Below are 23116 nucleotides of genomic sequence, written 5' to 3'. Positions count from 1 at the left end.
CGCGTTCCAAAACCGCCGTCAAATAAAAACCCGCGGGGATTGCTCCCCGCGGGTTTTCATTGTCGAGCTTTGCCGCTCAGCCGTGCGCCAGCACCGCCAGCAGCAGGAGCGCCACGATATTGGTGATCTTGATCGCCGGGTTGACCGCCGGGCCGGCCGTGTCCTTGTAGGGATCGCCGACCGTATCGCCGGTCACCGAGGCCTTGTGCGCCTCGGAACCCTTCAGGTGCTTGATGCCGTCCTTGTCGGTGAATCCGTCCTCGAACGACTTCTTGGCGTTGTCCCAGGCGCCGCCGCCCGAAGTCATCGAGATGGCGACGAACAAGCCGTTGACGATGACGCCGAGCAGAGAGGCGCCGAGAGCCGCAAAGGCCGACGCTTTCGAGCCCGAGATCAGCAGCACGCCGAAATAGACGACGAGCGGCGCCAACACCGGCAGCAGCGACGGGATGATCATTTCCCGGATCGCCGCCTTGGTCAGAAGATCTACCGCGCGCGCATAGTTCGGCTTGGACGTGCCGGCCATGATGCCCGGGTCGTCACGGAACTGCTTGCGCACCTCCTCGACGATGGCGCCCGCCGCGCGGCCGACGGCCGTCATGGCGATGCCACCGAACAGATACGGGATCAAGCCGCCGAAGATCAGGCCGGCGACGACGTAGGGGTTGGAAAGATCGAAGGAGACCTCGCCCATGCCCTGGAAGTAGGGATATTTGTCGCCATTGGCGGCAAAGAATTTCAGGTCGTTCGAATAGGCCGCGAACAGCACCAGTGCGCCGAGGCCCGCCGAACCGATGGCATAGCCCTTGGTCACCGCCTTGGTGGTGTTGCCGACCGCGTCGAGCGCGTCGGTGGAGTGGCGCACTTCCTTGGGCAGGCCGGCCATTTCGGCGATGCCGCCGGCATTGTCGGTGACCGGGCCAAAGGCATCGAGCGCGACGATCATGCCGGCAAGGCCGAGCATGGTGGTGACGGCGATCGCCGTGCCGTAAAGGCCGGCGAGCTGATAGGTCGAGATGATGCCGCCGACGATGACGATGGCCGGCAGTGCCGTCGATTCCAGAGAGACCGCAAGGCCCTGGATGACGTTGGTGCCGTGCCCGGTCACCGACGCCTGGGCGATCGAGTTGACCGGACGCTTGTTGGTGCCGGTGTAGTACTCGGTGATCACGACGATGAGACCGGTCACCACGAGGCCGATCAGGCCGCAGATGAACAGGTTCTTGCCGGTGATGACCATGCCGGCGACAGTGCCGACCTCGCCCCAGCCAAGCGTGGCCGAGGTGGCGACGCCCAAGCCCACGATGGACAACAGGCCGGTGACGATCAGCCCCTTGTAGAGCGCGCCCATGATCGAACCGTTGGAGCCGAGCTTGACGAAGAAAGTACCGACGATCGAGGTCAGGATGCAGGCGCCGCAGATAGCGAGCGGATAGAGCATCGCGGCACTCAGAACCGCGGTGCCGCCAAAGAAGATGGCGCCCAGCACCATGGTGGCGACGACTGTCACCGCATAGGTCTCGAACAGGTCGGCCGCCATACCGGCGCAGTCGCCGACATTGTCGCCGACATTGTCGGCAATGGTGGCGGGGTTGCGCGGATCATCCTCGGGAATACCAGCTTCGACCTTGCCGACCAGATCGCCGCCGACATCGGCACCCTTGGTGAAGATGCCGCCGCCGAGACGGGCGAAGATCGAGATCAGCGAGGCGCCGAAGCCGAGCGAAACCAGCGAGTCGATGACGATACGGTCATTGGGCTGAAGCCCCATGAAATGGGTGAGGATCAGGTAGTAGATCGACACGCCAAGCAGGGCAAGGCCGGCAACAAGCATGCCGGTGATGGCGCCCGACTTGAATGCGATGTCGAGGCCGGCGGCAAGGCTGTTGGAAGCGGCCTGTGCCGTGCGAACATTGGCCCGCACCGAAACATGCATGCCGATGAAGCCGGCCGCGCCCGAAAGCACGGCCCCGATCAGGAAGCCGATCGCGGCGGTGATGGACAGCAGCCACCAGGCGAGCAGCAGCACGACCACGCCGACGACGGCGATGGTGGTGTACTGGCGCGCCAGATAGGCTTGCGCGCCCTCACGGATGGCGGCGGAGATTTCCTGCATGCGTGCATTGCCCTGGTCCGACGCGAGGACCGAACGTGTCGCCCAGATGGCGTAAAGGACAGAAAGCAGGCCGCAGGCGATGACGGCGGAAATTATGGTCATGCCGGGTTTTCCTCGATTGCTGGCCCAAAAGAACCCCTCCCTGGGCCGTTGAGACAAAGACGGAATCCCGTGCGCGGAATCCCCCTCTTCGCAGCGGTGTATGCGAAACAGGGCCGCGAACGTCAAGATATTGTTCGGTTTTTGCCCGGCTTTCGCCCAAAAGAGCCAGACGGCGGCAGGTGTCGCCATGCCGCTGCTGCTTTATATCGATTGAAATCACGGATCAGCACTCAGGTTTGGCGCAGATCACCGTCTGGCTGGATGACGAAGATCAGCACCGCCAGCATGGTCATGTAGAACATGAATGCCTTCTGCTGGCCGTTCCAGATGCTCGATTGCCACATGGCGAACCACTCACCGCCCACCACCATAAATCCAAGATACCAGATCAGGAATCCCATCGTCGCGGCGATAACGGCGAATTTCTTGGCATCGTTGAAAACCTCTCCGCTGGCATTGCGCGCTTGCCACAGGTTCCAGGCCGCGATCAGGTAGAGCAGACAGGTCAGCGCCTCGCCGGCGATGATGAGCCAGTAGCCCGTCGTCCATAGCGAGGGGTTGGTGATCGAGCGATACATCAGCGCGTTGCCGGGAAAGGTCGTGTCCATGCTCAGCACGTGCTGGACAAAGGCGAAGTTTGAGCCGTAATCGGTGACGTTGCCGAAAGCGACAAGAAAGGCGAAAGCCGCCAGACAGAGACACATGACGATCTTGGAGAAGCGCAAGGTCATGGCAAGAACTCCTGCTGAAGGATCGGGGCATCGGCCCAATCAATCGCCGAGTCCCGAAGATCGCGCAACTGGCAGGCGGGTGTTGATTACGCTCACGGCCAGCGCAAGACATTATGCCGGCAAGCAAGTCATCGCCGAACCCATCGAGGCGCTCCAGCTCGGCAGCGATTGCGCCATGGGTGATCTTGTCTCGCTCGTGAAAGCCGGCATACAACACGACTTTGCCGTCGTCTGCCGCCGCTGGATCTGCAAAGAGCAAGGCATCGAACTCGAACTGACGCTCGACCACCCTGCTCGTTCAAGTGGACGTTGAAAGATCGGAGCACCGGGACAGAAGCCTACTCGGCCTGGCTCCCCATGCGCCGCGCGGCATAGCGTTCGACCGCCGACAATCCGTCATAGATCAGCACGGCCAAGGCGGCGACGATCAGGCCGCCCTGCAAGATGAAAGCGAGATTGTTGGACAAAAGCCCGGCAATGATCACCTCGCCCAATGTCTTCGCTGCAACCGTCGAGCCGATGGTGGCGGTGGCCAGGCTGATAACCACCGACAGCCTTATGCCGCCGAGGATGACCGGCGCGCTGAGCGGCAATTCGACCTTCAGCAGCCTTTGCCAACCGGTCATGCCGGCGCCGCGCGCCGCTTCCATGACATTGCCGGGCAATGTCGTCAGGCCGGTCAGCGCGTTCTCGAAGATCGGCAGCAGACCATAGAGGAACAATGCGATCAGCGTCGGCTTCTCGCCGAACCCTACCGCCGGCACGGCAAGCGCCAGCACCGCCACCGGCGGGAAAGTCTGGCCGATATTGACCAGGCTGCGTGACAGCGGCAGGAATTCGGCGCCGGCAGGCCTGGTGACCAGGATGGCGAGCGCGACCGCCACGATGGTGGCGGCGAGCGTGGCGATCAGCACGGTGCGCAGGTGCAGCAGCGTCAGCGTCAGCAAGCTGCCCTGATTGTAGATCACCGGCGCGCCGTTCTCGGTCAGCGGCTTGAGCAGCGGCTCGAACCAGCCGGGGCTGGTGACGAAAGCGACCAGCAGCACCACCAGCGCAAGCCTGAGCAGCAACGGCAGCCAGGCTTTCATGCCGGCCTCGCCGCACGCTTCACCAAGCCGTCGATGGTAACGCGACCGAGTGGCTTGCCGTCGGCATCCTTGACCGGCAGCGCCGGACGGCCAGACCAGAGAAGTTCGGCCAGCGCGTCGCGCTGGCTGGCGTCGCCAGGAATCGCCTCACCTTCCGCCGCGCCCTTTTCGACTGCGTCGCGCACGCGGCCGAGCGACAGCAGCCGGAACGGTTTTTCGCTGGCGCCGACCAGGGTCTCGACGAAGCCGCTGGCCGGCCTCGCCAGTATCTCCGCCGGCCTGGCATATTGTACCAGCTTGCCGGCATCCATGACGGCGATCTTGTCGCCCATATGCACGGCCTCTTCCATGTCGTGGGTGACGAGGATGATGGTGGTGCCGAAGCGCCTCTGGATCGCAAGAAGGTCTTCCTGCGCCTTGGTGCGGATTATGGGGTCAAGCGCGCCGAACGGCTCGTCCATTAACAGCACGTTGGGTTCGGCCGCGAGCGCGCGGGCGACGCCGACGCGCTGCTGCTGGCCGCCGGAGAGCTCGTGCGGATAGCGCGGGCCGTAGGCCTGCGGGTCGAGCTGATAGAGCGTCATCAGTTCGTCGACGCGCGCCTTGATGCGATCCTTATCCCAGCCAAGCAGCACCGGCACGGTGGCTATGTTCTGCGCCACCGTCCGGTGCGGGAACAGGCCGTGGCCCTGGATGGCGTAGCCGATGCTGCGCCGCAGCTCGTAGCCGGGCACCGAGCGGTTGTCGGCGCCGTCGAGCTTGATGACGCCGGAAGTCGGCTCGACCAGCCGGTTGATCATGCGAAGCAGCGTCGTCTTGCCGGAGCCCGAGGTGCCGACGATGACGCAAAGCGTGCGGGGCTCTATGATCATCGAGACTTCATCGACCACCGTGGTCGCATCGTAGCGCTTGGCAATGCCTTCGATCTCGATCATGCGGGGTCCGCCCTGCGCTTGGTTGAGGTCATTTCGATCACCGCGTCGAGAATGATGGCAGCAGCGAAGGCGAGCGCAACCGTCGGCACGGCGCCAAGCAGCACCAGGTCCATCGCGGTCTGGCCGACGCCCTGGAACACGAACACGCCGAAGCCGCCGCCGCCGATCAGGGCAGCGATGGTGGCGAGGCCGATGTTCTGCACAAGCACGATGCGGATACCGGTGAGGATCACTGGGAAGGCCAGCGGAAACTCGACGCCGAACAGGCGTTGGCGATCCGTCATGCCCATGCCGCGCGCCGCGTCATTGGCGGCACGCGGCACACCGGCAAGGCCGACCACGGTATTGGCGACGACCGGCAGCAGCGAATAGAGGAACAGCGCCACGAACGCAGGTGCCGTTCCGATGCCGCGGACACCGAGCGCGGCCGCTCCCGGCACATGCGCCGCCACCCAGCCGAGCGGCGCGATCAGCAGGCCGAACAGCGCGATCGAGGGAATGGTCTGGACGATGTTGAGCACGTTGAGCACGCCGGCGCGCAGGCGCTCGACGCGATGGCACAGGATGCCGAGCGGCAGGCCCAATATCACCGCCGCCGCCAGCGAACCGAGCGCCAGCGTGACATGTTTGGCGCCCTCGGCCCAGAAACTGTCGGCACGGTTGAAATATTCCTTGAGGATCGAAAGGCTGTCCCAGGATCCCGATATGAGCAGCAGCCCGATGGCGAGCGCGGCAACGACAAGCACGCCGACACGTGACCAGGGAGACAGGTTCATTCTCGTCAGCACGTCGGCCAGCAGGAGGGTAAAGGCAAAGATCAGCAGCCAAAACCCGGAGGCCGGCGAAACGCGCGCGAAGGTATTGCCTGCCGGGGTCAGGAATGTCCCGGTGACGCCGATCAACAGCGCGAGAGCCGCCAGCGTGATCACGCTGGCGGCAAGGCGCAGGACGAGCGGCGTTTTCAGCAGCGCGACAAGCGCGGCTGCGACAACGATGGCCAAAAGCAGCGGGCCGGCCATTGCCGGAAGTGCCTCTACGATCGAGCGCGCCTGGCCGGGCACGATGCGATTGGCGCGGAACGTGGCGAAGGGTGCTACGAAAGCCGCATAGGCCGCTATCGCGGCGATGACCACGCCGAGCTTGTCGAAGCGGAGGGTCATGGCTGCCCCTCAAAGGGGGAAATCTGCCACGAGGTACACAGTTGGCTGGCGACTGGCGAAAGCCGACGCGATTTCCGATCTCCCCCCTTGCGGGGGAGATGGCCGGCAGGCCAGAGGGGGGTGTGAAGGATCGCCAACTTTCGAGCGTCGGCTTGTTCGAAAACGGTCCTGTCCGAGCGCGCAGCTGTGACGAGTTGAGAGGTCGGCGGGACAGCACCCCCCTCTGTCCTGCCGGACATCTCCCCCGCAAGGGGGGAGATCGGCAGCTTCCAGAGGGGGGCGCCTCGCACCAGCATCACGGTCAGCTAAGCGCTGACTACTTCAAGAACCCATTCTTCTTCAAAAAGTCTTCCGCCACACCCTTGACCGGCTCTCCGCCGACCTGGACGCGGCCGTTGAGTTCCTGCAGCGTGATGAGGTCGAGCTTGGCGAAGACCGGCTTCAACAACGTCTCGATCTCGGGATGCTCCTTCAGCACCGCCTCGCGGATGATCGGCGCCGGCTGGTAGACCGGCTGCACGCCCTTGTCGTCATCGAGCACGACCAGCCCGGAGGGCGCGATGCCGCCGTCAGTGCCGTAGACCATGGCGGCGTTGGCGCCATTGGTCTGGTTGGCTGCCGCGGCGATGGTCGCGGCCGTGTCGCCGCCGGAGAGCGTGATCAACTGGTCAGGCTTCAACGTGAAGCCGTAGGTGGTCTGGAACGCCGGCAGGGCCGCGGCTGAATTGACGAACTCGGCCGAGGCCGCGAGCACCACCTTGCCGCCGCCGGCGACATATTTGCCGAAGTCGGACAGGGTGGCGAGCTTATTGGTTTCGGCCACCTCCTTGCGCAGTGCGATCGCCCAGGTGTTGTTGGCCGGCGACGGCGACAGCCAGACGATCTTGTTGGCGTCGTAATCGAGCTTCTTGGCCGTCTCATAGGCCTTGGCGGCGTCCTTCCAGACCGGGTCGTCGGCCTTCTCGAAGAAGAAGGCGGCATTGCCGGTGTATTCGGGATAGATGTCGATCTCGCCGGCGGTGATCGCCTTGCGCACCACCGGCGTGCCGCCGAGCTGGATGCGGTCAGTGGTCTTGATGTTGTTGGCGTTGAGGACGAGCTGGATGATATTGCCTAGCACGCCGCCCTCGGTGTCGATCTTTGAGGAAACAACCACCTGAGCATTCGCCGATGCCGCCGTGATGCCGAGCGCGAGCGCCGCGCCAGCCAGAAGCTTGATTGAAAACATTGTGAAAATCCCTTGCTGTGAACCGGAATTCGGTGCCGCATATGAGCACGGCTCCAACGTCTCGTCGGGGCACACGGTTTCATAACAAGTGGTACAGACGCAATATTTTTGTTCGGAAGGCCAATTGCGACGCGACGCTGGCGATCTGCTGCCATCTGGCGGATAATGCGGTGAGGGTGCGGGTGGCAAACACGGAGAGCGTGTCATGGCCATACACAAAGTCGGTTACCTCATCGGCAGTCTTGCCCGGGAATCCATCAACCGCAAGCTCGCGAAGGCGCTCGTTCAACTTGCCCCTCCCGAACTCGACATGACCGAAATCGCCTTCAAGGATCTGCCACTGTACAGCTACGACTATGACGCCGACTTCCCACCGGCAGCCCGGGATTTCAAAAAGGCGATCGCCTCCGTCCAGGCCGTATTGTTCGTCACCCCGGAGTACAACCGCTCGATCCCTGGTGGATTGAAGAACGCAATCGACTGGGCCAGTCGGCCCTACGGCAAGAATTCGTTCGCGCGCAAACCGTCGGCTGTCATCGGAACATCGCCGGGCGCCATCGCGACCGCCGTCGCCCAACAAAGCCTTCGAAGCGTTCTGAGTTTCTGCAATTCGCCCCAGATGAACGCGCCTGAAGCCTACATACAGTTCACGCCGGGGCTGATCACCGACGACGGCGAGGTGACGGTCGAATCCACTGAGGACTTCCTGCGCAACTACATGGCTGAGTTTCACATGTTCATAGCGCGAGTGCTTCAGGTTCTGCCGCCGGACGCATAGATTCAAATTGGGCGTCAAGCCAGACGCAAGCTCGCAATCCTCAGCGCGCCGAGCGCGACGAAGCATAGCACGGTGACGGGAAAGATCATCCAGTTCAGCATGGTCCAGCCCCAGGCATTGTAGACCATGCCCGACATCAGAGAGGCGCAGGCCACGGAGCCGAACAGGACGAAGTCGTGGAACCCCTGCACCTTGCCCTTTTCGGAAGGCCGGTAGCTTGCCGCGACCATGGCCGTGGCGCCGATGAAGCCGAAATTCCAGCCGAGGCCGAGCAGGATCAGCGCCGTCCAGAATTGCCATAGCGCCAAGCCGGACAGCGCGACGACCGCACAGCCGATCAGCAGCAGGAGGCCGACCGCGACAATGCGTTCAGCACCGAAGCGATGGATCAGCGATCCGGTGAAGAAGCTCGGCCCGAACATTGCCATGACATGCCACGAAATGCCGAGCGTCGCATCGTCCTCCGACAGGCCGCAGCCGACCATGGCGAGCGGCGCGCCGGTCATGACGAAGCTCATCAGGGCATAGCTGCCGACCGCGCAGAAGAGTGCCGCGACGAAACGCGGCTGCGTGACGATCTCGGCCAAGGGCCGGGCATCGCTGCCGGCAATTTCCGTTCCGCCGGCGGCGGCCCTCGCCGGCAGGCGCAGCAATGACAGGATCGCCGCGCCGACGGCGGCTAGCACCAGGATGGATGCGAACGAACCGGCAAACATCACCGGTGCGAACAACTCGCGGGTGAAGATGACGATCTGCGGTCCGAGAATGGCGGTGATGATGCCGCCCGCCAGCACCAAGGAGATGGCGCGCGCCTTGAACTGCGGCGGCGCATTGTCGGCGGCGGCAAAGCGGAACTGCTGGACGAAGGCGCCACCGACACCGATCACCGTCAGGCCGAAGGCAAACAGCCAAAAACTGCCATGGAAGAGTGCCAGCGTCGCGACCAGACCGCCAAGCGCGGTGACGATCGTACCGGTCATGAAGCCGCCGCGCTGGCCCATGGCGCGGATGATGGCCGCCGCCGGCAGCGCACCGAGTGCCACGCCGAGATTGAAGCCGGTGATCGGCGCCGTCGCCAGCGACTTGTCCGGGCCGAGCAGATATTGACCGGCAAGCGCGCCCATGGAGATGGCGATGGGCGCTGCCGAACCGATGATCGCCTGCGAGGCGGCGAGGATCAACGCGGTGCGCCGCGCCTCCCTGGCCGCCTCGATGGCGACCGCCGTCATGAAGCGTCCTTGCCGCGTCCCTCGCCACGCACCCGACGGGAGACGCGATCGAGCACGGCGTTGACCAGCTTCGGCTCGTCTTCCTCGTAGAAAGCCTTGGCGATATCGACGTATTCGGAAACGATCACCGCCACCGGCACGTCTTCGCGCTTTATCAGTTCGTAGACACCGGCGCGCAGGATTGCGCGCAGTGTCGAATCGAGGCGCGACAGCGGCCAGTCATCGGTCAGCGCCTGGCGGATAACCGGATCGATGGTTTTCTGGTCCTCGACGACACCGGTGAGGATGGCGCGGAACCATTGGGCATCCGCCTCGCGGTAAAGCGCGCCATCGACTTCCTTGCCAAGGCGAAACGCTTCGTATTCGGCAGTGATCTCGAAGACGCCGCTGCCGGCGACATCCATCTGATAGAGGGCCTGCACGGCGGCAAGCCGCGCCGCGCCGCGCTTGTTGGCGTGGCGCACCGTGGGCTGTCCGGGCGAAGCGGGGTCGCTCACGATCGCGCTCCCAGTCGTTCCTTGAGCGCGATCATGGTCAGCGCCGCGCGCGCGGCAAAGCCACCCTTGTCGCCCTCCGAACGCTTGGCTCGCGTCCAGGCCTGCGCGTAGTTTTCCGTGGTCAGGATGCCGTTGCCGATACAGACCGAGTCCTGCACGGACAGGTCCATCAGTGCGCGGCTGGATTCATTGGCGACGATATCGAAGTGATAGGTGTCCCCGCGGACGACGGTGCCAAGCGCGACGAAGCCGTCATAGTTCATGCCGCCTTCCGCCGCGCCGTCCAGCGCGAAGGTAATGACGGCGGGAATTTCGAGCGAACCTGGAACGGTGACGACGTCGTAGGTCGCACCCGCTTCGTCAAGCGCGCTCGTCGCGCCTTCGAGCAGCGCGTCGGCAAGATCGTCGTGGAAGCGTGCCTCGATAACGAGAAGGTGGGCCTTCTTCTTCGGGCGAATGAACGCTTTGCCGTGTTGGGATGTGCCAGCCATAAATGTCTCCGGGATCGCCGGTGACTTAGGCCGAAGCCGGATTGATCGCAAGCACAAGATTGCCTCATTGGGACGGGGTACCGAGATCGGACAGTCTGTAGCGAGGCTTTGAGCCCAGGCAACAATGGCGTGGGCCACTACTCGGCCAGCATCTACATCGGCCACCCCAGCCGCGCTTGCACTTTGGAATTCCTGTTTTCCATCACCGCTAGTTCCTCATGAACAGCTCGGCGATGCTCAAAGCCCCTCTTTCGCCGCTTCCGCCAGGCGGGCCGCATAGCGGGCCATGGTGTCTATCTCGAGATTGACGCGGTCGCCGACCTGGCGCTCACCCCAGGTGGTGACGGTCAGCGAATGGTGGATCAGAAGCACGTCGAAGCGGGTGCCTTCCACCTTGTTGACGGTGAGCGAGGTACCGTCGAGCGCGACGGAGCCTTTCGGCGCGATGAACTTCGCCAGCCCGCGCGGCGCTTCCAGCGTGAAGCGAACGGCGTCGCCTTCATCCTTGCGCTCGACGATCTCGGCCGTACCGTCGACATGGCCCGACACGATGTGGCCGCCAAGCTCGTCGCCGATCTTCAACGCCCGCTCCAGATTGATCCGCGTGCCCGATTTCCAGCCCATCGCCGTCGTCAGCCGGAGCGCCTCCTCCCAGGCCTCGACTTCGAACCAGCGCGCGTTCGAGCCGCTGTCGGGCAAGGCCGTCACGGTAAGGCAAACGCCGCCGCATGATATCGAGGCGCCGATGGCGATGGTTTCGGGATCATAGGCGGTGTCGATACGCAATCCCACGCCTTCCCGCAGCGGCTTGACGGCCGCGACGGTGCCTATGTCGGTAACAATGCCGGTAAACATCGGTGTTGATCCTAAAAGTCTCTTATCCACTCGGCGTAGCTGTCCTCGCCGAACCGCATCTCGCGCAGTTTGCGAAATCCCGCCGGGACATGGTTGGCATCGATGGGCGATGCAATGCCCCCCTTGCCAATCGCCTCCGGTCCTCGGAACAGCACGATGCGGTCAACCAGGCCTTCCGACAGGAAGGCGCTGGCCACCTTGGCTCCACCTTCGACCAGCACGCTGGCCATACCGAGCGCAGCAAGATCCTCGAGCAGTTCCGGCAGCGCCACGCCGCCTTCATGCGTCTCGGTGCCGATGAAACGCACGCCGGCGCGTTCGAGCGTTGCCCGCCGCAGAGGATCGGCTTCCAGGCAAGCCGCGACGTAGAGCGGCACCCGGTCGACACCGGACACCAGTTTCGAAGTCTCAGGCAGCCTGATCTGCCTGTCGAGCACAATGCGCGCCGGCGACCGGTTCTCCAGTCCGGGCAAGCGCACCGTCAGCGCCGGGTCGTCCTCCAGCGCCGTGCCAATGCCGATCAGGATGGCATCAGCCTCGGCGCGCATCAAATAGACTTCGCGGCGCGCAATGTCGCCTGTGATCGACACCTGCCCAGCCCCCTCCATGCCGATCTTGCCGTCGCTGGAAAGCGCTAGCTTGAGAGTCACTTCCGGCCGTTTCCTAAGCGATCGAATGAGATAGCCGGCCATCTGCTCGGCGGCCTCCGTCGCCAGGACATTCTCCACAACCTCGACGCCCGCGGTGCGCAGGATCGCGTAGCCTTGGCCCGACACGCGCGGATCGGGGTCGCTGGCGGCGCCAACGACGCGCGCGATGCCGGCATTGACCAGAGCGTTGGCGCAAGGCGGCGTGCGTCCGTGATGCGCGCAAGGCTCCAGCGTGACATAGGCGGCGGCGCCGCACGCCAGTTCGCCCGCTTCGGCGAGCGCCTCGGTCTCGGCATGCGGGCGGCCGCCGACAGCGGTGACGCCGGTGCCGACAATCATCGGGCCCAAGCCATCGTCGCGCACGATGAGTGTACCAACGGAAGGATTGGTTGAGGTCCGGCCCGCATTCCTGCGCGACAGTCTGAGTGCGGCTGCCATGAAACGGCGGTCAAGGGCTGCCTGTCCGGCCTCACTGCGTTCCGCCATGCTCAGCCAGCGTCCTCTTCGCTCTTGTCCTCGTCGCCTTTCAATTCCCCCAGCAGCTCATGGAAATCCTTGGCCTCGCGGAAATTGCGGTAGACCGAGGCGAAGCGGACGTAGGCGACGTCGTCGAGCGACTTCAGCGCTTCCATGACCAGCCGCCCAACCTCGCCCGAGGCCACTTCGGTCTCGCCGGAGCTTTCCAGCTGGCGCACGATGCCGGTCACGGCACGATCGATGCGCTCGGGATCGACATTGCGCTTGCGCACCGCGATCTCGACGGAGCGCAAGAGCTTGTCGCGGTCGAAAGGCACTTTTCGCCCCGACTTCTTGACCACGACGAGGTCGCGCAACTGCACGCGCTCGAAGGTGGTGAAACGGCCGCCGCAATCGGGGCAGACGCGACGCCTGCGGATCGCCGCGCCATCCTCGGCGGGGCGCGAATCCTTCACCTGCGTATCTTCGGACTGGCAATAGGGACAGCGCATTGAGAGCCTTGGGTTCACGAATCTGGTGAGGCGAAAAGGCTTAGAGCCTTTTGCCACGATGGCAAGGCACGCAGACCCTTTCGCGTCAGAGATAGCGAGCCGCGAGGCAGATTGCCAGCACCCGCCTTCGCGCGCTTGGCTAGGGTGCAACGTCCTTGGTCGGAAAGCCGCATGATGTGCCGAGGTTGCGGTAGGCCTTGGTGAAGCCGTCCATCGGAATGCTGGCGAAAGCCTCTTTGCCGAAAGCGACATCGAGCGAGGTGACTTTGCGCATGGCTCGCAAGAGCGCGAGACTGGTCTTGGGCTGGTTGTCGACCGTCCAGCTGGGACGGCCGTTCACGGCATCGTTCGAATAGACGGTGGCGGAAACCTTGACGCCAGGATCACCAAAAGTCGCGGCGATCTTCTTGCCAGTGGGCAGGTTCCGGTTGTCGACAATAAGCATGATGGCCGGGTAGGCGTCCGGCGGCATGGCGTCGCCGTTCGAGATCGACAGCGTCAGCGTGCCCGAATTGCCGCTGGCATCGAAAAAGGCAGTCGAAGCGGCGCAGGTCTTGCGCGCATCCTGCCCGGTGTCGAGCGTATCGACGATGGTTGTCCATCTGCCGAACGTAGCGGTGGCGGGCATTTTTGGGGCGGGTTGGGTCTGCGCAAGGGCAGCGCCGGGCAATGTCAGGAAAACGGCCAGCAAGCCATGGGCGCCAAGGATGGCGGGGCGGAAATTACGCATCGTCTGGTCTCCAGTTCGGCGCGTCGACCGATCGGGGGTCGGCGCGCCGCTGGCGGATAAGAGATGACGCGTGGCGCGAGGTCAACCGAGATAAGGGTAGAGCGGGAATCGATCGGTCAGCGCCACGACCTTGGCCTTGACCGCGGCCTCGACCGAGGCATTGCCCTCATCGGAATTGGCGGCCTTGAGGCCATCCAGCACCTCGGCGATCAGCTTGCCTATTTCGCGGAACTCGGCCTGGCCGAAGCCGCGCGTTGTGCCGGCGGGCGTGCCGAGCCGCACGCCGGAGGTGACGAAGGGCTTTTCCGGGTCGAAGGGGATGCCGTTCTTGTTGCAAGTGATGTTGGCGCGCCCAAGCGCTGCTTCGGCGCGCTTGCCGGTGGCATTCTTGGGGCGCAGGTCGACCAGCATCAGGTGGTTGTCGGTGCCGCCCGACACGATGTCGAGGCCAGTCTCCTGTAGGCTGGACGCCAGCGCCTTGGCGTTGGCGGCGACGCTCTCGGCATAGAGCTTGAAGCTCGGCTTCAGCGCCTCGCCGAAGGCAACCGCCTTGGCGGCGATGACATGCATCAGTGGTCCGCCCTGCAGGCCGGGGAACACCGCCGAGTTCATCTTCTTGGCGATCTCCTCGTCGTTGCACAGGATCATGCCGCCGCGCGGGCCGCGCAGCGACTTGTGCGTGGTGGTCGTCACGACATGGGCATGCGGCAGCGGCGAGGGATGCACGCCGCCTGCCACGAGGCCGGCGATGTGGGCCATATCAACCATGAGGTAGGCGCCGACCGCATCGGCGATCTCGCGAAAGCGCTTCCAGTCCCAGATGCGCGAATAGGCGGTGCCGCCGGCCAGGATCAGCTTCGGCTTCGTCTCATGCGCCGTCTTCTCGATGGCGTCCATGTCGAGCAGGTGGTCGTCCTTGCGCACGCCGTAGGACACGACCTTGAACCATTTGCCGCTCATGTTGACTGGCGAGCCGTGCGTCAAATGCCCGCCGGAATTGAGGTCGAGGCCCATGAAGATGTCTCCCGGCTGCAGGAGGGCTAGGAATACCGCCTGGTTCATCTGGCTGCCGGAATTGGGCTGCACGTTCGCGAAGTTGCAGCCGAACAGTTTTTTCGCGCGCTCGATCGCCAGCTCCTCGGCGACGTCCACGAACTGGCAGCCGCCATAGTAACGCTTGCCCGGATAGCCCTCGGCGTATTTGTTGGTCATGATCGAACCCTGCGCTTCGAGCACGGCGCGCGAGACGATGTTCTCAGACGCGATCAGTTCGATCTCGTGGCGCTGGCGTCCGAGTTCGTTGCGGATCGCGCCGAAAATTTCCGGATCGGCATCTTCCAGCGTGGTTTCGAAGAAGGATTCGAATTTGTTCGACGCTGCCGCTGCTGTTGCCATGGCCTGAATTCCTTAGGTCCGGAGGTCGGTTTTGTCTTGCGCATGCCGTTGTCCCAAACCCCTGCACATTTTTGTGTGACAGGATTGGGTTCGCCGCGCCATTAACACAGTTGTTTTCGCCTCGCCACGTTTGCGGCGCGAAATTTGCTGGCCGGATTGCGGCAAGCAGAGCGGCGAACCGTTATTTCCTGTCGCGCCGCTGCTTCAGAAGAGCCTCGGTCAAGGTGATCTCGGAAAACAGCGCCCGCATCGTATGGTCATTGATCTCGCGGCTGAGAAACATGGCGCGTAGCGCGGCGCGCTCGGCTTCTATGCCGGCCGCCCTGAGTTCAAGCTCCAGACGGCTCGCCTCGCGCGCCTCGGCACGCGCTTCGTCGGCCTCGTCGGAGGCGGCGATGCGGCGCCGGTAGCCGGCGACGATGCTGTCGGCAACGGCGAGCCGTGCCTCGACGGCCCCGCCCTCGCCTGCCTCATTGGCGATGCTCTCGATCCTGGCGATCGCCGCATTGGCTACGCCGACCCGCGCCCGGCGCTCCTCGGCCGCTGCCGGGTCCTCGCCCGGTTCGACCAGCCCGCGAGCGATCTTCGGCAGCGCGAGGCTGGCGATGGCCAGCGAGCAGATGATGACCCCGGCGGCGAGGAAGATCACCACGTCGCGGGCCGGGAACGGCGAGCCGTCCTGCAAGGTGAGCGGCAGCGACAGGATACCGGCCAACGTGATCGCTCCGCGCACGCCGGCGACCGATCCGGCGAGCCGCACGCGCAGGCCGAACGGCTCGGCCTTTCGCTTGCCTAGCCGCGCCGCCACGGCGCCCGCCATGTCGCCGATCCATATCCACAGGAAACGCAGGCCGATCAGGCAAAGGGTCAGCAGCAGGACTGTCAGCACCGGCTCGATGATCCAGTGCCGGCTGGACAACTCCGGCGGCACCTTACGGATGATATCGGGAAATTGCAGGCCAAGCAGGATGAAGAGCGCGCCGTTGAAGACAAAGGACAGCGTCGACCACAGCGACATCGTCTGCATGCGCGCCGAGACACCGAGAAAGCGGAACATGCCGGAAACTCCGGTCAACAGGCCGGCGGTGACCGCCGCCAGGATGCCCGAGGCGCCGATATGCTCGGCGCCGAGATAGGAGACGAAAGGCACCAGGATCATGATCAGAACCTGCGCCTCCGCCGGCACGCCGCCGATGCGGTTGAGCAGTTGCAGCGCCTTGGCGGCAACGAACAGCGCCGCCATACCGGCGAGAATGCCGGCAGCCACGGCATAAAGAAAGCTCAGCGAGGCCGCGGCAAAGGAAAAGCTGCCGGTCAATGCCGCCACCACGGCAAAGCGGAACATGACCAGACCCGACGCGTCGTTGAGCAGCGACTCGCCTTCCAATATGTGCATCAGCCGCGCCGGAACGATGTTCCTGTCGACTATGGAAGACACCGCCACCGCGTCGGTCGGCGACAGCACCGCGGCGAGCGCGAAAGCGACGACGAGCGGGATGCTGGGCACCAGCCAATGCAAGGCGTAGCCAAATCCGACGATGGTGAAGAAGACCAGTCCAATGGCAAGGTCGAGGATGGGGCCACGCAAGGCGACAAGCTCGCGTTTGGGCGCAGCAAAGGCATCGGCGAACAGAAGCGGCGGAATGAATACGAGCAGGAACAGTTCCGGATCGATCTCGACATGCAGCCCGCGCGCCGGCCAGGCCAGCGCAGCACCCATGGCGATCTGCAGCACCGGCAGCGGCACCCGCACCAGCCGCACCAATGCACCGGAAAGCGCCACTACGACGAGCACGACGAGGATGAAGACGGCAACTTGCATAGTCCGATTCCGGCAGTTTTGCCGACCATGTGCAATCGCCCGCGCTTCGTCCAGCCGGAGCGCGCCTACGCAGAGTTGGAGGTCAGCGGCGGTGTGAACGGCCTAGCGGCGGCGACAGAAAAAGGTCGCTCAAGAGCGGCCTTTTTCCCTGAATAATCAATCGCTTAGAGCGACGAAGTGATCTGCAGCTCGTTGTTTCCGTCGAGGCCATATATGTCGTCGCGGAACTGGACAACGCCGGGGCCCGTCGACCAGGCCGAGAGATAGAGAAAATGCACCGGCACCGGGTTGGTGACCTGGATCGGCGTGTTTTCGCCGGTCTTGATCGCAGCCTCAAAATGCTGGCGGTCCCAGCCGGGCGTGTCGCGCAGGATCCAGGTGACGAGGTCGCGCACGTTCTGCACGCGCACGCAACCCGAGGAATCGAAGCGCATCATCTTGCCGAACAGGCTCTGCTGCGGTGTATCATGCATATAGACACCGTCCGGGCTCGGGAAATTGATCTTCACCGACGCCATGGCGTTGTCCGAACCGGGATCCTGGCGGAAACGGTACTTGGCCGCGTCATCGGTCGACCAGTCCACATTCATCGGATCGACTTCGCTGCCGTCTGGCGCAAACAGGCGAATATGGCTGTTCTTGAGATAATCGGGGTCCTTGCGCATCAATGGGATGATGTCCTTGCGCACGATCGACACCGGCGCGTTCCAATATGGATTGACGATGATCTCGTTGATCTTGGAATTGACGATCGGTGTCTGGCGATCGATCTTGCCGACGATCGCGGTATGGCGAAGCACGACCCGATCGTTCTCGACCGCCTCGACCTGCGCTGCCGGAATATCGACCAGCACATAACGGCTGCCAAGCGTGCCCGCCTTCTCCTTCAATCGCTGGAGATTGGTTTGCAACTGGCCGAGCCGGATCTGCGCCGAAACGTTCATCGCCGCGTAGGTATATTTGCCCAGCGCTCCGTCGGCCGGCAGGCCGTGGCGCAATTGGAAGCGCTTGACCGCCGAGTCGACATAGGAATCGAAGGCCGTCGAGATGCCGGCGCTCTGCGACAGGTCGCCGGCGACCATCAGGCGCTTGCGCAGCGGCACGACATCGGGATCGTCGACGCCGAGCTGCAGTTTCTTGGTCGCGGGAACCTCGACCCAGCCGCCCTGCCCGACAATGTTCTGGTACTGCGCCACAGCCTGCTCGGTGAAGGCCACGGTCTGCGGGCTGAAGATCGGCAGCGTCGAGGCCACCTTGCCGCCTGCGCTGGCGCGGGCGTCGAACTGATCGTCCCAGTTGCCGCGCGCCGAGGACTTCAGGATGTCCCCGATCACATCCTGCGCGCTGGCGCGGCCGGCAACAACGGCGGCTGCGAGCGCGGAGGCTCCGGAAAGGAAGAAACGGCGGCTGGTTCTCATGGACGTTCCAGACATTTGTAGCAGTTCGAACACTTGCTGCGTTGATCATCGGGCGATCTCGCCCGCACTCTAAAATTGGCAATCTTAACAATTAGCCAACCATGGTCCGCATCACCTCGGTGTGAAAACGCGCAAGGCTACGCGGCTGCGGGTGAACTCATGGTCTTCACCACAGCATCACTGCCATCTTCGGTTCCATTGGAATATGGCGGCAACGTGGCCTTGGCCCGCAATTTGCTTCGGCCAGCGCAACGAAAAGAAAAGACCGATGCTTTTCGGCACCGGCCCTGACTGGAGGTCGCTGTTGCGGCCGCGCTTCTGTGGCGCGGCTTCTGATTGGGGATGTGGCTTACATCCGGTAAGCGATGGTGTCGTTCCAGAAGCGGTCGAGGCGCTGGAGGGCGCGGTTCATCTGCTTGAATTCGTCGGTGTTGATGCCGCCGACCTGCTCGATCGAGCCGACATGGCGCTCATAGAGACCGGCGACCACGTCCGCCACCTCGTTGCCCTTCGGCGTCAGCGAGACGCGGACCGAACGACGGTCGATGCGCGAGCGCTGGTGGTTGATGAAGCCGAGATCGACAAGCTTCTTGAGATTGTAGGAGACGTTCGAGCCGAGATAGTAGCCCCGCGAGCGCAACTCGCCGGCAGTCAGCTCCGAATTGCCGATGTTGAAGAGCAGCAGCGCCTGGATGGCGTTGATGTCGGAACGGCCATTGCGGTCGAACTCGTCCTTGATCACGTCGAGCAGACGGCGGTGCAGGCGCTCGACCAGTTGGAGCGATTCCATGTACAGGGAACGGATTGCCTCGCGGCGATCGTCGGAAACGTTGGCGGTCTTTGCCGCCGGACGCGAATTGATCATTGTCTTTGCCTCTCGTTTGTCGCCCTGGTGATTTTTTGTTTTTCACCTTGATCGCGACACTATCGAATACTCATAAAATTCGACTTAAACGCCAAGGCTAACAAGAGCTTACCGGTAATAGGTTTCGCAAGACGCTTAACGAACGGTCACTCGAGCAAGGATAATTAACCTAAAGATTTAGCCAATGATTTCAGGGCGAAATCCGATCCGCCGGATCGCCGGCGGCGCGTGCCGGCTTCAGGTCCGGGGCGACCGCTTCTGCAGATAGATGACGAGGCGGAAAACGACATAGAGCAGCGCCACCCCCGCATGCGAGACGACGATGAGCGGGCGGTGGCCGAAGAGTTCGGGAAAGCCGGCATACATGACGATCTCCGTCACGGCGCAGATGAACCAGATCACCGGGCCCCAGGAGGCCAGCATCCATAGGCCGGCTGCGGCAAAGGGAAAAAACACGGCGAGCATCACCGCTGTCACCTGCCAGTGGACCGGCATCAGGTCGAAGCGCCACAGCGAGCCGGGATAGAAGCCGATAAGCCTGATCCAGTACAGGATACCGAACAGCAGGCAGTATCCTGATATGATTCGCTGGAACCAGGCGAAGATAACCTCCACCCCTGAAGGCTGAAGCACGACGCGTCTGGACGTCACCTCACTCATAGCGCGAGTTCCCGTTCACCGAGCGAGGCAAAATAGGCATCGACATCCGCGTCGTCGACCGCATCGAGGGTTGCCGGCAGCCATTGCGGCTTGGAACCCTTTTCGATGATGGTGGCGCGTATGCCTTCGTAGAAATCGTGGCCCGCGAGCATCCGGTTGAGGATGCGGAACTCCATCTTCATGCATTGATCCATCGGCAGCGTCAGGCCGGCAGTGATCTGGCGCCAGGCGACACGAAGGCTGGTCGGCGAGCGCGTCAGGATCGTCGCCAGCGTCCTTGCCGCAAACTCATCGCTCCCTGCCGCCTGCTCCAGGCTGCCGATGACATCGGCAAGCGACGCCTGCGCGAAGTGATGGGCGATCGCCTCCAGCACCTGCCTGTCCGTCTCGCGCTTCGCCGGGATGAAGAAGCCGCGCAGCACCGATTCGGGATCGCCGGTGGCGGCGAGCTGGTCGAGAAAGCCAGCCTGGTCCTGCGCCTTGATCGTATGCGTGGCCAGCCCGGACCACAACGCGTCGCCATAGCGGATACGATTGCCGGTCAGCGCCAGGTACATGCCGAAGGAACCTCCAAGATCGGGCAGCAGATGGCTGGCGCCGACATCCGGGAAAAAGCCGATACCCACCTCCGGCATGGCGAACTGCGCATTTTCCGTCATCACCCGGTGCGATCCATGAAAGGAGATGCCGACGCCGCCGCCCATGACGATGCCGTCGATCAGCGCCACATAAGGTTTTTTGAAACGCGCGATCTGGGCGTTCAGCCGATACTCGTCGGCGAAGAACTCGACAGGCGGCTTACCGGCCCGGCCGGCCTCATAGATGTGGAGAATGTCGCCCCCGGCCGAAAACGCCCTACCCTCGGCCTTGACGACGACGACGTCGACGCTCCAGTCCCGCTCCCAAGCGTGCAATGCCTTGGCGAGCGCATTGACCATGCCGTGCGTGACCGCATTGAGTGCCCGCGGCCGCGTCAACGTGACGATGCCGGCCCGGCCCAGATGTTCGAAGCGGATCTCGTCGCCTCCGCCAAAATCCATCGTGAAAGAATCCCTCCCCCGCTCCGCCGGGACTGAAGTGCTAAAGCGTGGCCCATGGCCGCGTCAATGCCGGCATGCCGGCAGCGCGTCTTGGCTCGTGCCGGAGCCTAGTGCTAAAAGAGCCGTTGTCGCCGCAACGCCGGGAACCGCACGGCGACTGCGCAGCTGTAGCGGGTTTCCAATGGGGTGTTGCTCATGGCTGGATTTGCGCGCCTCGTGCCGATGACGATCGGGCTGATCGTCATTTGCCTGGCTTTGCAACCGACCCTGGCGGCAAGCCTCGCCGATCTTTACCAGTCGCAGACCATCGTCAACGGTCGGTACGAGAAGAACCGCCAGGCCGGCTTCAAACGTTGCCTCGACGCGGTTCTGGTCCGGGTTTCCGGCGACCAGCGCCTGCCGGCGAAACCGGAGATGGCGGCGCTGCGCGACAAGGCCGGCAGCTTCGTGACGGCCTTTCGCTACCGCGATCGCATGGAAGGCATTCCCAACCATGACGATCAGGGCACGTATGATCGGCCTCACAATCTCTACTGCCAGTACAGCCCGGCGATGATCGATCCGGTGCTGGCTTCGCTCGGCAGCAGGCCATGGCTGACCGAAAGGCCACGGCTGGCGGTGTTCTTGTCGACCGAGCGCGGCGTCAAGCATTTCGCGCTCGATGCCGATGACGAGCGCGGCGTGCTGATGCGCGAGTCGTTCGGCAATGCCGCCGCGCCGATCGCCATGCAGGTAACCTTCCCCACGGCAGCGCTGCTGTCGAAGGCGGGGCTGGACGACAGGATCATGCGCGACGCCGACATGGCGAAGCTGGACACGGTTGCGAAAATGGCCGGCGCCGACCAAGCGCTTTCCGGCAGCATCGTCTGGAGCGACAAGGAGTTGGGCTGGATCGCCGACTGGCGGCTGGCGAAGGCCGGCAAGACCTACGCCTGGCAAGTGCGCGGCGTCGGCTTCGACGAGGCGTTCCGTGTCGGCATGCGCGGTGCGGCGCAGATCCTTTCGGGCAACGGGAAACCCGAATAAGGACCCGACCGGATTGCTGGCACAAACGTGTCGCATTGGTCAGCACCACGGGTGCGTGATAAAAGCCGGCCAAACGAGAGTTTTGGCGATGAACAGATTCACCCCCGCAAAACCTGCCGGCGCGCGCAGCGTCGACGACATCACCGGCAGCCGCCGCTTGCGACGCATGCGCAAGGCCGACTGGTCGCGGCGCCTGGTGCAGGAGAACAGGCTTTCCGTCGACGACCTGATCTGGCCGATCTTCGTCGTCGACGGCAGACAAGTGCGCGAGCCGATCGCCGCCATGCCGGGCGTCTTCCGCCTGTCGATCGACCTTGCCGTCAAGGAGGCCGAACGCGCGGCGAAGCTCGGCATCCCCGCGCTTGCCACCTTTCCCAATGTGGACATTTCGCTGCGCGACGAGACCGGCTCGCATATCCTCGATCCCGACAACGTCATCAACCGCGCCACGCGCGCGATCAAGGACGCGGTGCCTGAGATCGGCGTCATCACCGACGCCGCGCTCGACCCGTTCACCAGCCATGGTCATGACGGCATTCTGCGCGACGGTCTCATCGTCAATGACGAGACGGTGGAACAGGTGACCGCGGCGGCCGTCATACAAGCAGCGGCCGGCGCCGACATCATCGCGCCGTCCGACATGATGGACGGCCGCATCGGCGCCATCCGCGACGCGCTCGACGCAAACGGTTTCCAGGACGTGGCGATCATGTCATATGCAACGAAATTCGCCTCCGCCTTCTACGGGCCGTACCGCGAGGCGGTCGGCACGGCCGGCCTGCTCAAGGGCGACAAGAAGACCTATTACATCGACCACGCCAATTCAGACGAAGCGGTGCGCGAGGCCGAGCAGGACCTGGCCGAAGGCGCCGACATGCTGATGGTCAAGCCCGGCCTGCCCTATCTCGATATCATCCGCAGGCTGAAGGACGAATTTGCGGTGCCAACCTTCGCCTACCAGGTGTCGGGCGAATATTCGATGATCAAGGCGGCGGGCGCCAATGGCTGGATCGACGGCGAAAAGGCTATGCTGGAATCGCTTCTTGCGTTCAAACGCGCCGGCTGCGACGGCATTTTGACCTATTTCGCCCCTGAGGTGGCGGAGATGCTGAGAGCATAGTTTCCTCCCAGCGCCTTCAAATCATATGCTCTTCATGGAACTCACCGGCGAATGAGCCGGTATGGCGGCTGTCTCGGCAGCCGCCACTTTCACTCTGGACATCGCATGGGCGAAGTACGGATATGCATCTTCTCGATCGCTGAAAATACTACTTGCAATTTGCAATCGGTTTGCTAGAAAGTAACTGCTTGCAAAATACAACTGGTCTGAGG

24 protein-coding genes are annotated in these 23116 nt (G+C 63.4%); 4 read left to right on the top strand and 20 right to left on the bottom strand.

Annotation, left to right across the window (positions count from 1 at the left end):
• Positions 1-76: 76 nt before the first annotated feature.
• Together FJ986_RS02195 and FJ986_RS02190 are read right to left on the bottom strand one after the other, a co-directional pair.
• Positions 77-2218 (bottom strand): sodium-translocating pyrophosphatase, encoded by a 2142-nt coding sequence (locus tag FJ986_RS02195; protein ID WP_140494017.1) that lies wholly within the window; start codon positions 2216-2218, stop codon positions 77-79.
• A gap of 230 nt (positions 2219-2448) precedes the next feature.
• The gene (locus FJ986_RS02190) at positions 2449-2949 is read right to left on the bottom strand and encodes a DUF2165 domain-containing protein (RefSeq protein ID WP_140494019.1); all 501 of its coding nucleotides are present in this window, start codon (positions 2947-2949) and stop codon (positions 2449-2451) included.
• On the opposite strand from FJ986_RS02190, the gene FJ986_RS02185 reads away from it, so the two are divergent.
• A complete protein-coding gene (locus FJ986_RS02185; RefSeq protein ID WP_224646259.1) occupies positions 2948-3262 on the top strand; it encodes a hypothetical protein in 315 nt (104 codons plus the stop codon). The two genes, FJ986_RS02190 and FJ986_RS02185, sit on opposite strands and share 2 nt — an antisense overlap.
• 25 nt (positions 3263-3287) lie before the next feature.
• Here FJ986_RS02185 and FJ986_RS02180 read toward each other — a convergent pair whose 3' ends face one another.
• The 5 genes from FJ986_RS02180 to FJ986_RS30365 all read right to left on the bottom strand — a co-directional run bounded on the left by FJ986_RS02180 (position 3288) and on the right by FJ986_RS30365 (position 7649).
• A complete protein-coding gene (locus FJ986_RS02180; protein WP_140673301.1) occupies positions 3288-4037 on the bottom strand; it encodes an ABC transporter permease in 750 nt (249 codons plus the stop codon).
• Positions 4034-4972, bottom strand: a complete 939-nt coding sequence (locus FJ986_RS02175) for an ABC transporter ATP-binding protein (protein WP_140673299.1) — start codon at positions 4970-4972, stop codon at positions 4034-4036. The genes FJ986_RS02180 and FJ986_RS02175 overlap by 4 nt, the downstream gene beginning before the upstream one ends.
• Complete coding sequence (locus tag FJ986_RS02170; protein ID WP_140673297.1) at positions 4969-6132, bottom strand: ABC transporter permease; 1164 nt, start codon at positions 6130-6132, stop codon at positions 4969-4971. The genes FJ986_RS02175 and FJ986_RS02170 overlap by 4 nt, the downstream gene beginning before the upstream one ends.
• A gap of 316 nt (positions 6133-6448) precedes the next feature.
• Positions 6449-7360, bottom strand: a complete 912-nt coding sequence (locus FJ986_RS02160) for an ABC transporter substrate-binding protein (RefSeq protein ID WP_140494029.1) — start codon at positions 7358-7360, stop codon at positions 6449-6451.
• 79 nt (positions 7361-7439) lie between these two features.
• Entirely contained in the window at positions 7440-7649 is a 210-nt protein-coding gene (locus tag FJ986_RS30365) for a hypothetical protein (RefSeq protein ID WP_181165181.1), read from the bottom strand.
• Here FJ986_RS30365 and FJ986_RS02155 point away from each other — a divergent pair.
• Entirely contained in the window at positions 7566-8138 is a 573-nt protein-coding gene (locus FJ986_RS02155; RefSeq protein WP_140494031.1) for an NADPH-dependent FMN reductase, read from the top strand. The two genes, FJ986_RS30365 and FJ986_RS02155, sit on opposite strands and share 84 nt — an antisense overlap.
• A gap of 14 nt (positions 8139-8152) precedes the next feature.
• On the opposite strand, the gene FJ986_RS02150 is transcribed toward FJ986_RS02155, so the two are convergent.
• From FJ986_RS02150 to FJ986_RS02090, 13 genes are all read right to left on the bottom strand, one after another.
• Positions 8153-9367, bottom strand: a complete 1215-nt coding sequence (locus FJ986_RS02150; protein WP_140673295.1) for an MFS transporter — start codon at positions 9365-9367, stop codon at positions 8153-8155.
• Positions 9364-9864, bottom strand: a complete 501-nt coding sequence (gene nusB, locus FJ986_RS02145) for a transcription antitermination factor NusB (RefSeq protein ID WP_140521777.1) — start codon at positions 9862-9864, stop codon at positions 9364-9366. Before nusB ends, FJ986_RS02150 begins: the two co-directional genes overlap by 4 nt.
• Positions 9861-10355 (bottom strand): 6,7-dimethyl-8-ribityllumazine synthase, encoded by a 495-nt coding sequence (gene ribH / locus FJ986_RS02140; RefSeq protein ID WP_140673293.1) that lies wholly within the window; start codon positions 10353-10355, stop codon positions 9861-9863. The genes nusB and ribH overlap by 4 nt, the downstream gene beginning before the upstream one ends.
• Positions 10356-10592: 237 nt before the next feature.
• Positions 10593-11210: a riboflavin synthase gene (locus tag FJ986_RS02135; RefSeq protein WP_140515697.1), complete on the bottom strand. Its 618-nt coding sequence runs from the start codon at positions 11208-11210 to the stop codon at positions 10593-10595.
• Between the two features lie 11 nt (positions 11211-11221).
• The gene (ribD, locus tag FJ986_RS02130) at positions 11222-12352 is read right to left on the bottom strand and encodes a bifunctional diaminohydroxyphosphoribosylaminopyrimidine deaminase/5-amino-6-(5-phosphoribosylamino)uracil reductase RibD (protein WP_181181846.1); all 1131 of its coding nucleotides are present in this window, start codon (positions 12350-12352) and stop codon (positions 11222-11224) included.
• The gene (gene nrdR, locus FJ986_RS02125; protein WP_010915593.1) at positions 12349-12828 is read right to left on the bottom strand and encodes a transcriptional regulator NrdR; all 480 of its coding nucleotides are present in this window, start codon (positions 12826-12828) and stop codon (positions 12349-12351) included. The genes ribD and nrdR overlap by 4 nt, the downstream gene beginning before the upstream one ends.
• A gap of 139 nt (positions 12829-12967) precedes the next feature.
• Entirely contained in the window at positions 12968-13558 is a 591-nt protein-coding gene (locus FJ986_RS02120) for a hypothetical protein (RefSeq protein WP_140673289.1), read from the bottom strand.
• An 81-nt stretch (positions 13559-13639) separates the two neighbouring features.
• Entirely contained in the window at positions 13640-14953 is a 1314-nt protein-coding gene (gene glyA, locus FJ986_RS02115) for a serine hydroxymethyltransferase (RefSeq protein WP_140557004.1), read from the bottom strand.
• 181 nt (positions 14954-15134) lie between these two features.
• Positions 15135-16775: a Na+/H+ antiporter gene (locus FJ986_RS02110; protein WP_140673287.1), complete on the bottom strand. Its 1641-nt coding sequence runs from the start codon at positions 16773-16775 to the stop codon at positions 15135-15137.
• Positions 16776-16939: 164 nt separating this feature from the next.
• Positions 16940-18193 carry a murein L,D-transpeptidase gene (locus FJ986_RS02105; RefSeq protein WP_140557007.1) on the bottom strand — a complete coding sequence of 418 codons (1254 nt, stop codon included), beginning with the start codon at positions 18191-18193 and terminating at the stop codon, positions 16940-16942.
• A 349-nt stretch (positions 18194-18542) separates the two neighbouring features.
• Positions 18543-19058 (bottom strand): winged helix DNA-binding protein, encoded by a 516-nt coding sequence (locus tag FJ986_RS02100; protein WP_013896002.1) that lies wholly within the window; start codon positions 19056-19058, stop codon positions 18543-18545.
• A gap of 237 nt (positions 19059-19295) precedes the next feature.
• Positions 19296-19718, bottom strand: a complete 423-nt coding sequence (locus tag FJ986_RS02095) for a DUF6163 family protein (protein ID WP_140521771.1) — start codon at positions 19716-19718, stop codon at positions 19296-19298.
• On the bottom strand, positions 19715-20758 hold the full coding sequence (locus FJ986_RS02090) for an enoyl-CoA hydratase/isomerase family protein (RefSeq protein ID WP_140673285.1): 1044 nt from the start codon (positions 20756-20758) through the stop codon (positions 19715-19717). The genes FJ986_RS02095 and FJ986_RS02090 overlap by 4 nt, the downstream gene beginning before the upstream one ends.
• Before the next feature lie 195 nt (positions 20759-20953).
• Here FJ986_RS02090 and FJ986_RS02085 point away from each other — a divergent pair, with 195 nt between their 5' ends.
• Together FJ986_RS02085 and hemB are read left to right on the top strand one after the other, a co-directional pair.
• A complete protein-coding gene (locus tag FJ986_RS02085) occupies positions 20954-21784 on the top strand; it encodes a DUF2066 domain-containing protein (protein ID WP_140673283.1) in 831 nt (276 codons plus the stop codon).
• An 88-nt stretch (positions 21785-21872) separates the two neighbouring features.
• The gene (hemB, locus tag FJ986_RS02080; RefSeq protein ID WP_140631536.1) at positions 21873-22904 is read left to right on the top strand and encodes a porphobilinogen synthase; all 1032 of its coding nucleotides are present in this window, start codon (positions 21873-21875) and stop codon (positions 22902-22904) included.
• Positions 22905-23116: the final 212 nt, after the last annotated feature.

The organism is Mesorhizobium sp. B1-1-1 (assembly GCF_006442955.1).
Lineage (GTDB): Bacteria > Pseudomonadota > Alphaproteobacteria > Rhizobiales > Rhizobiaceae > Mesorhizobium.
This window is presented reverse-complemented; position numbering and strand designations above follow the sequence as displayed.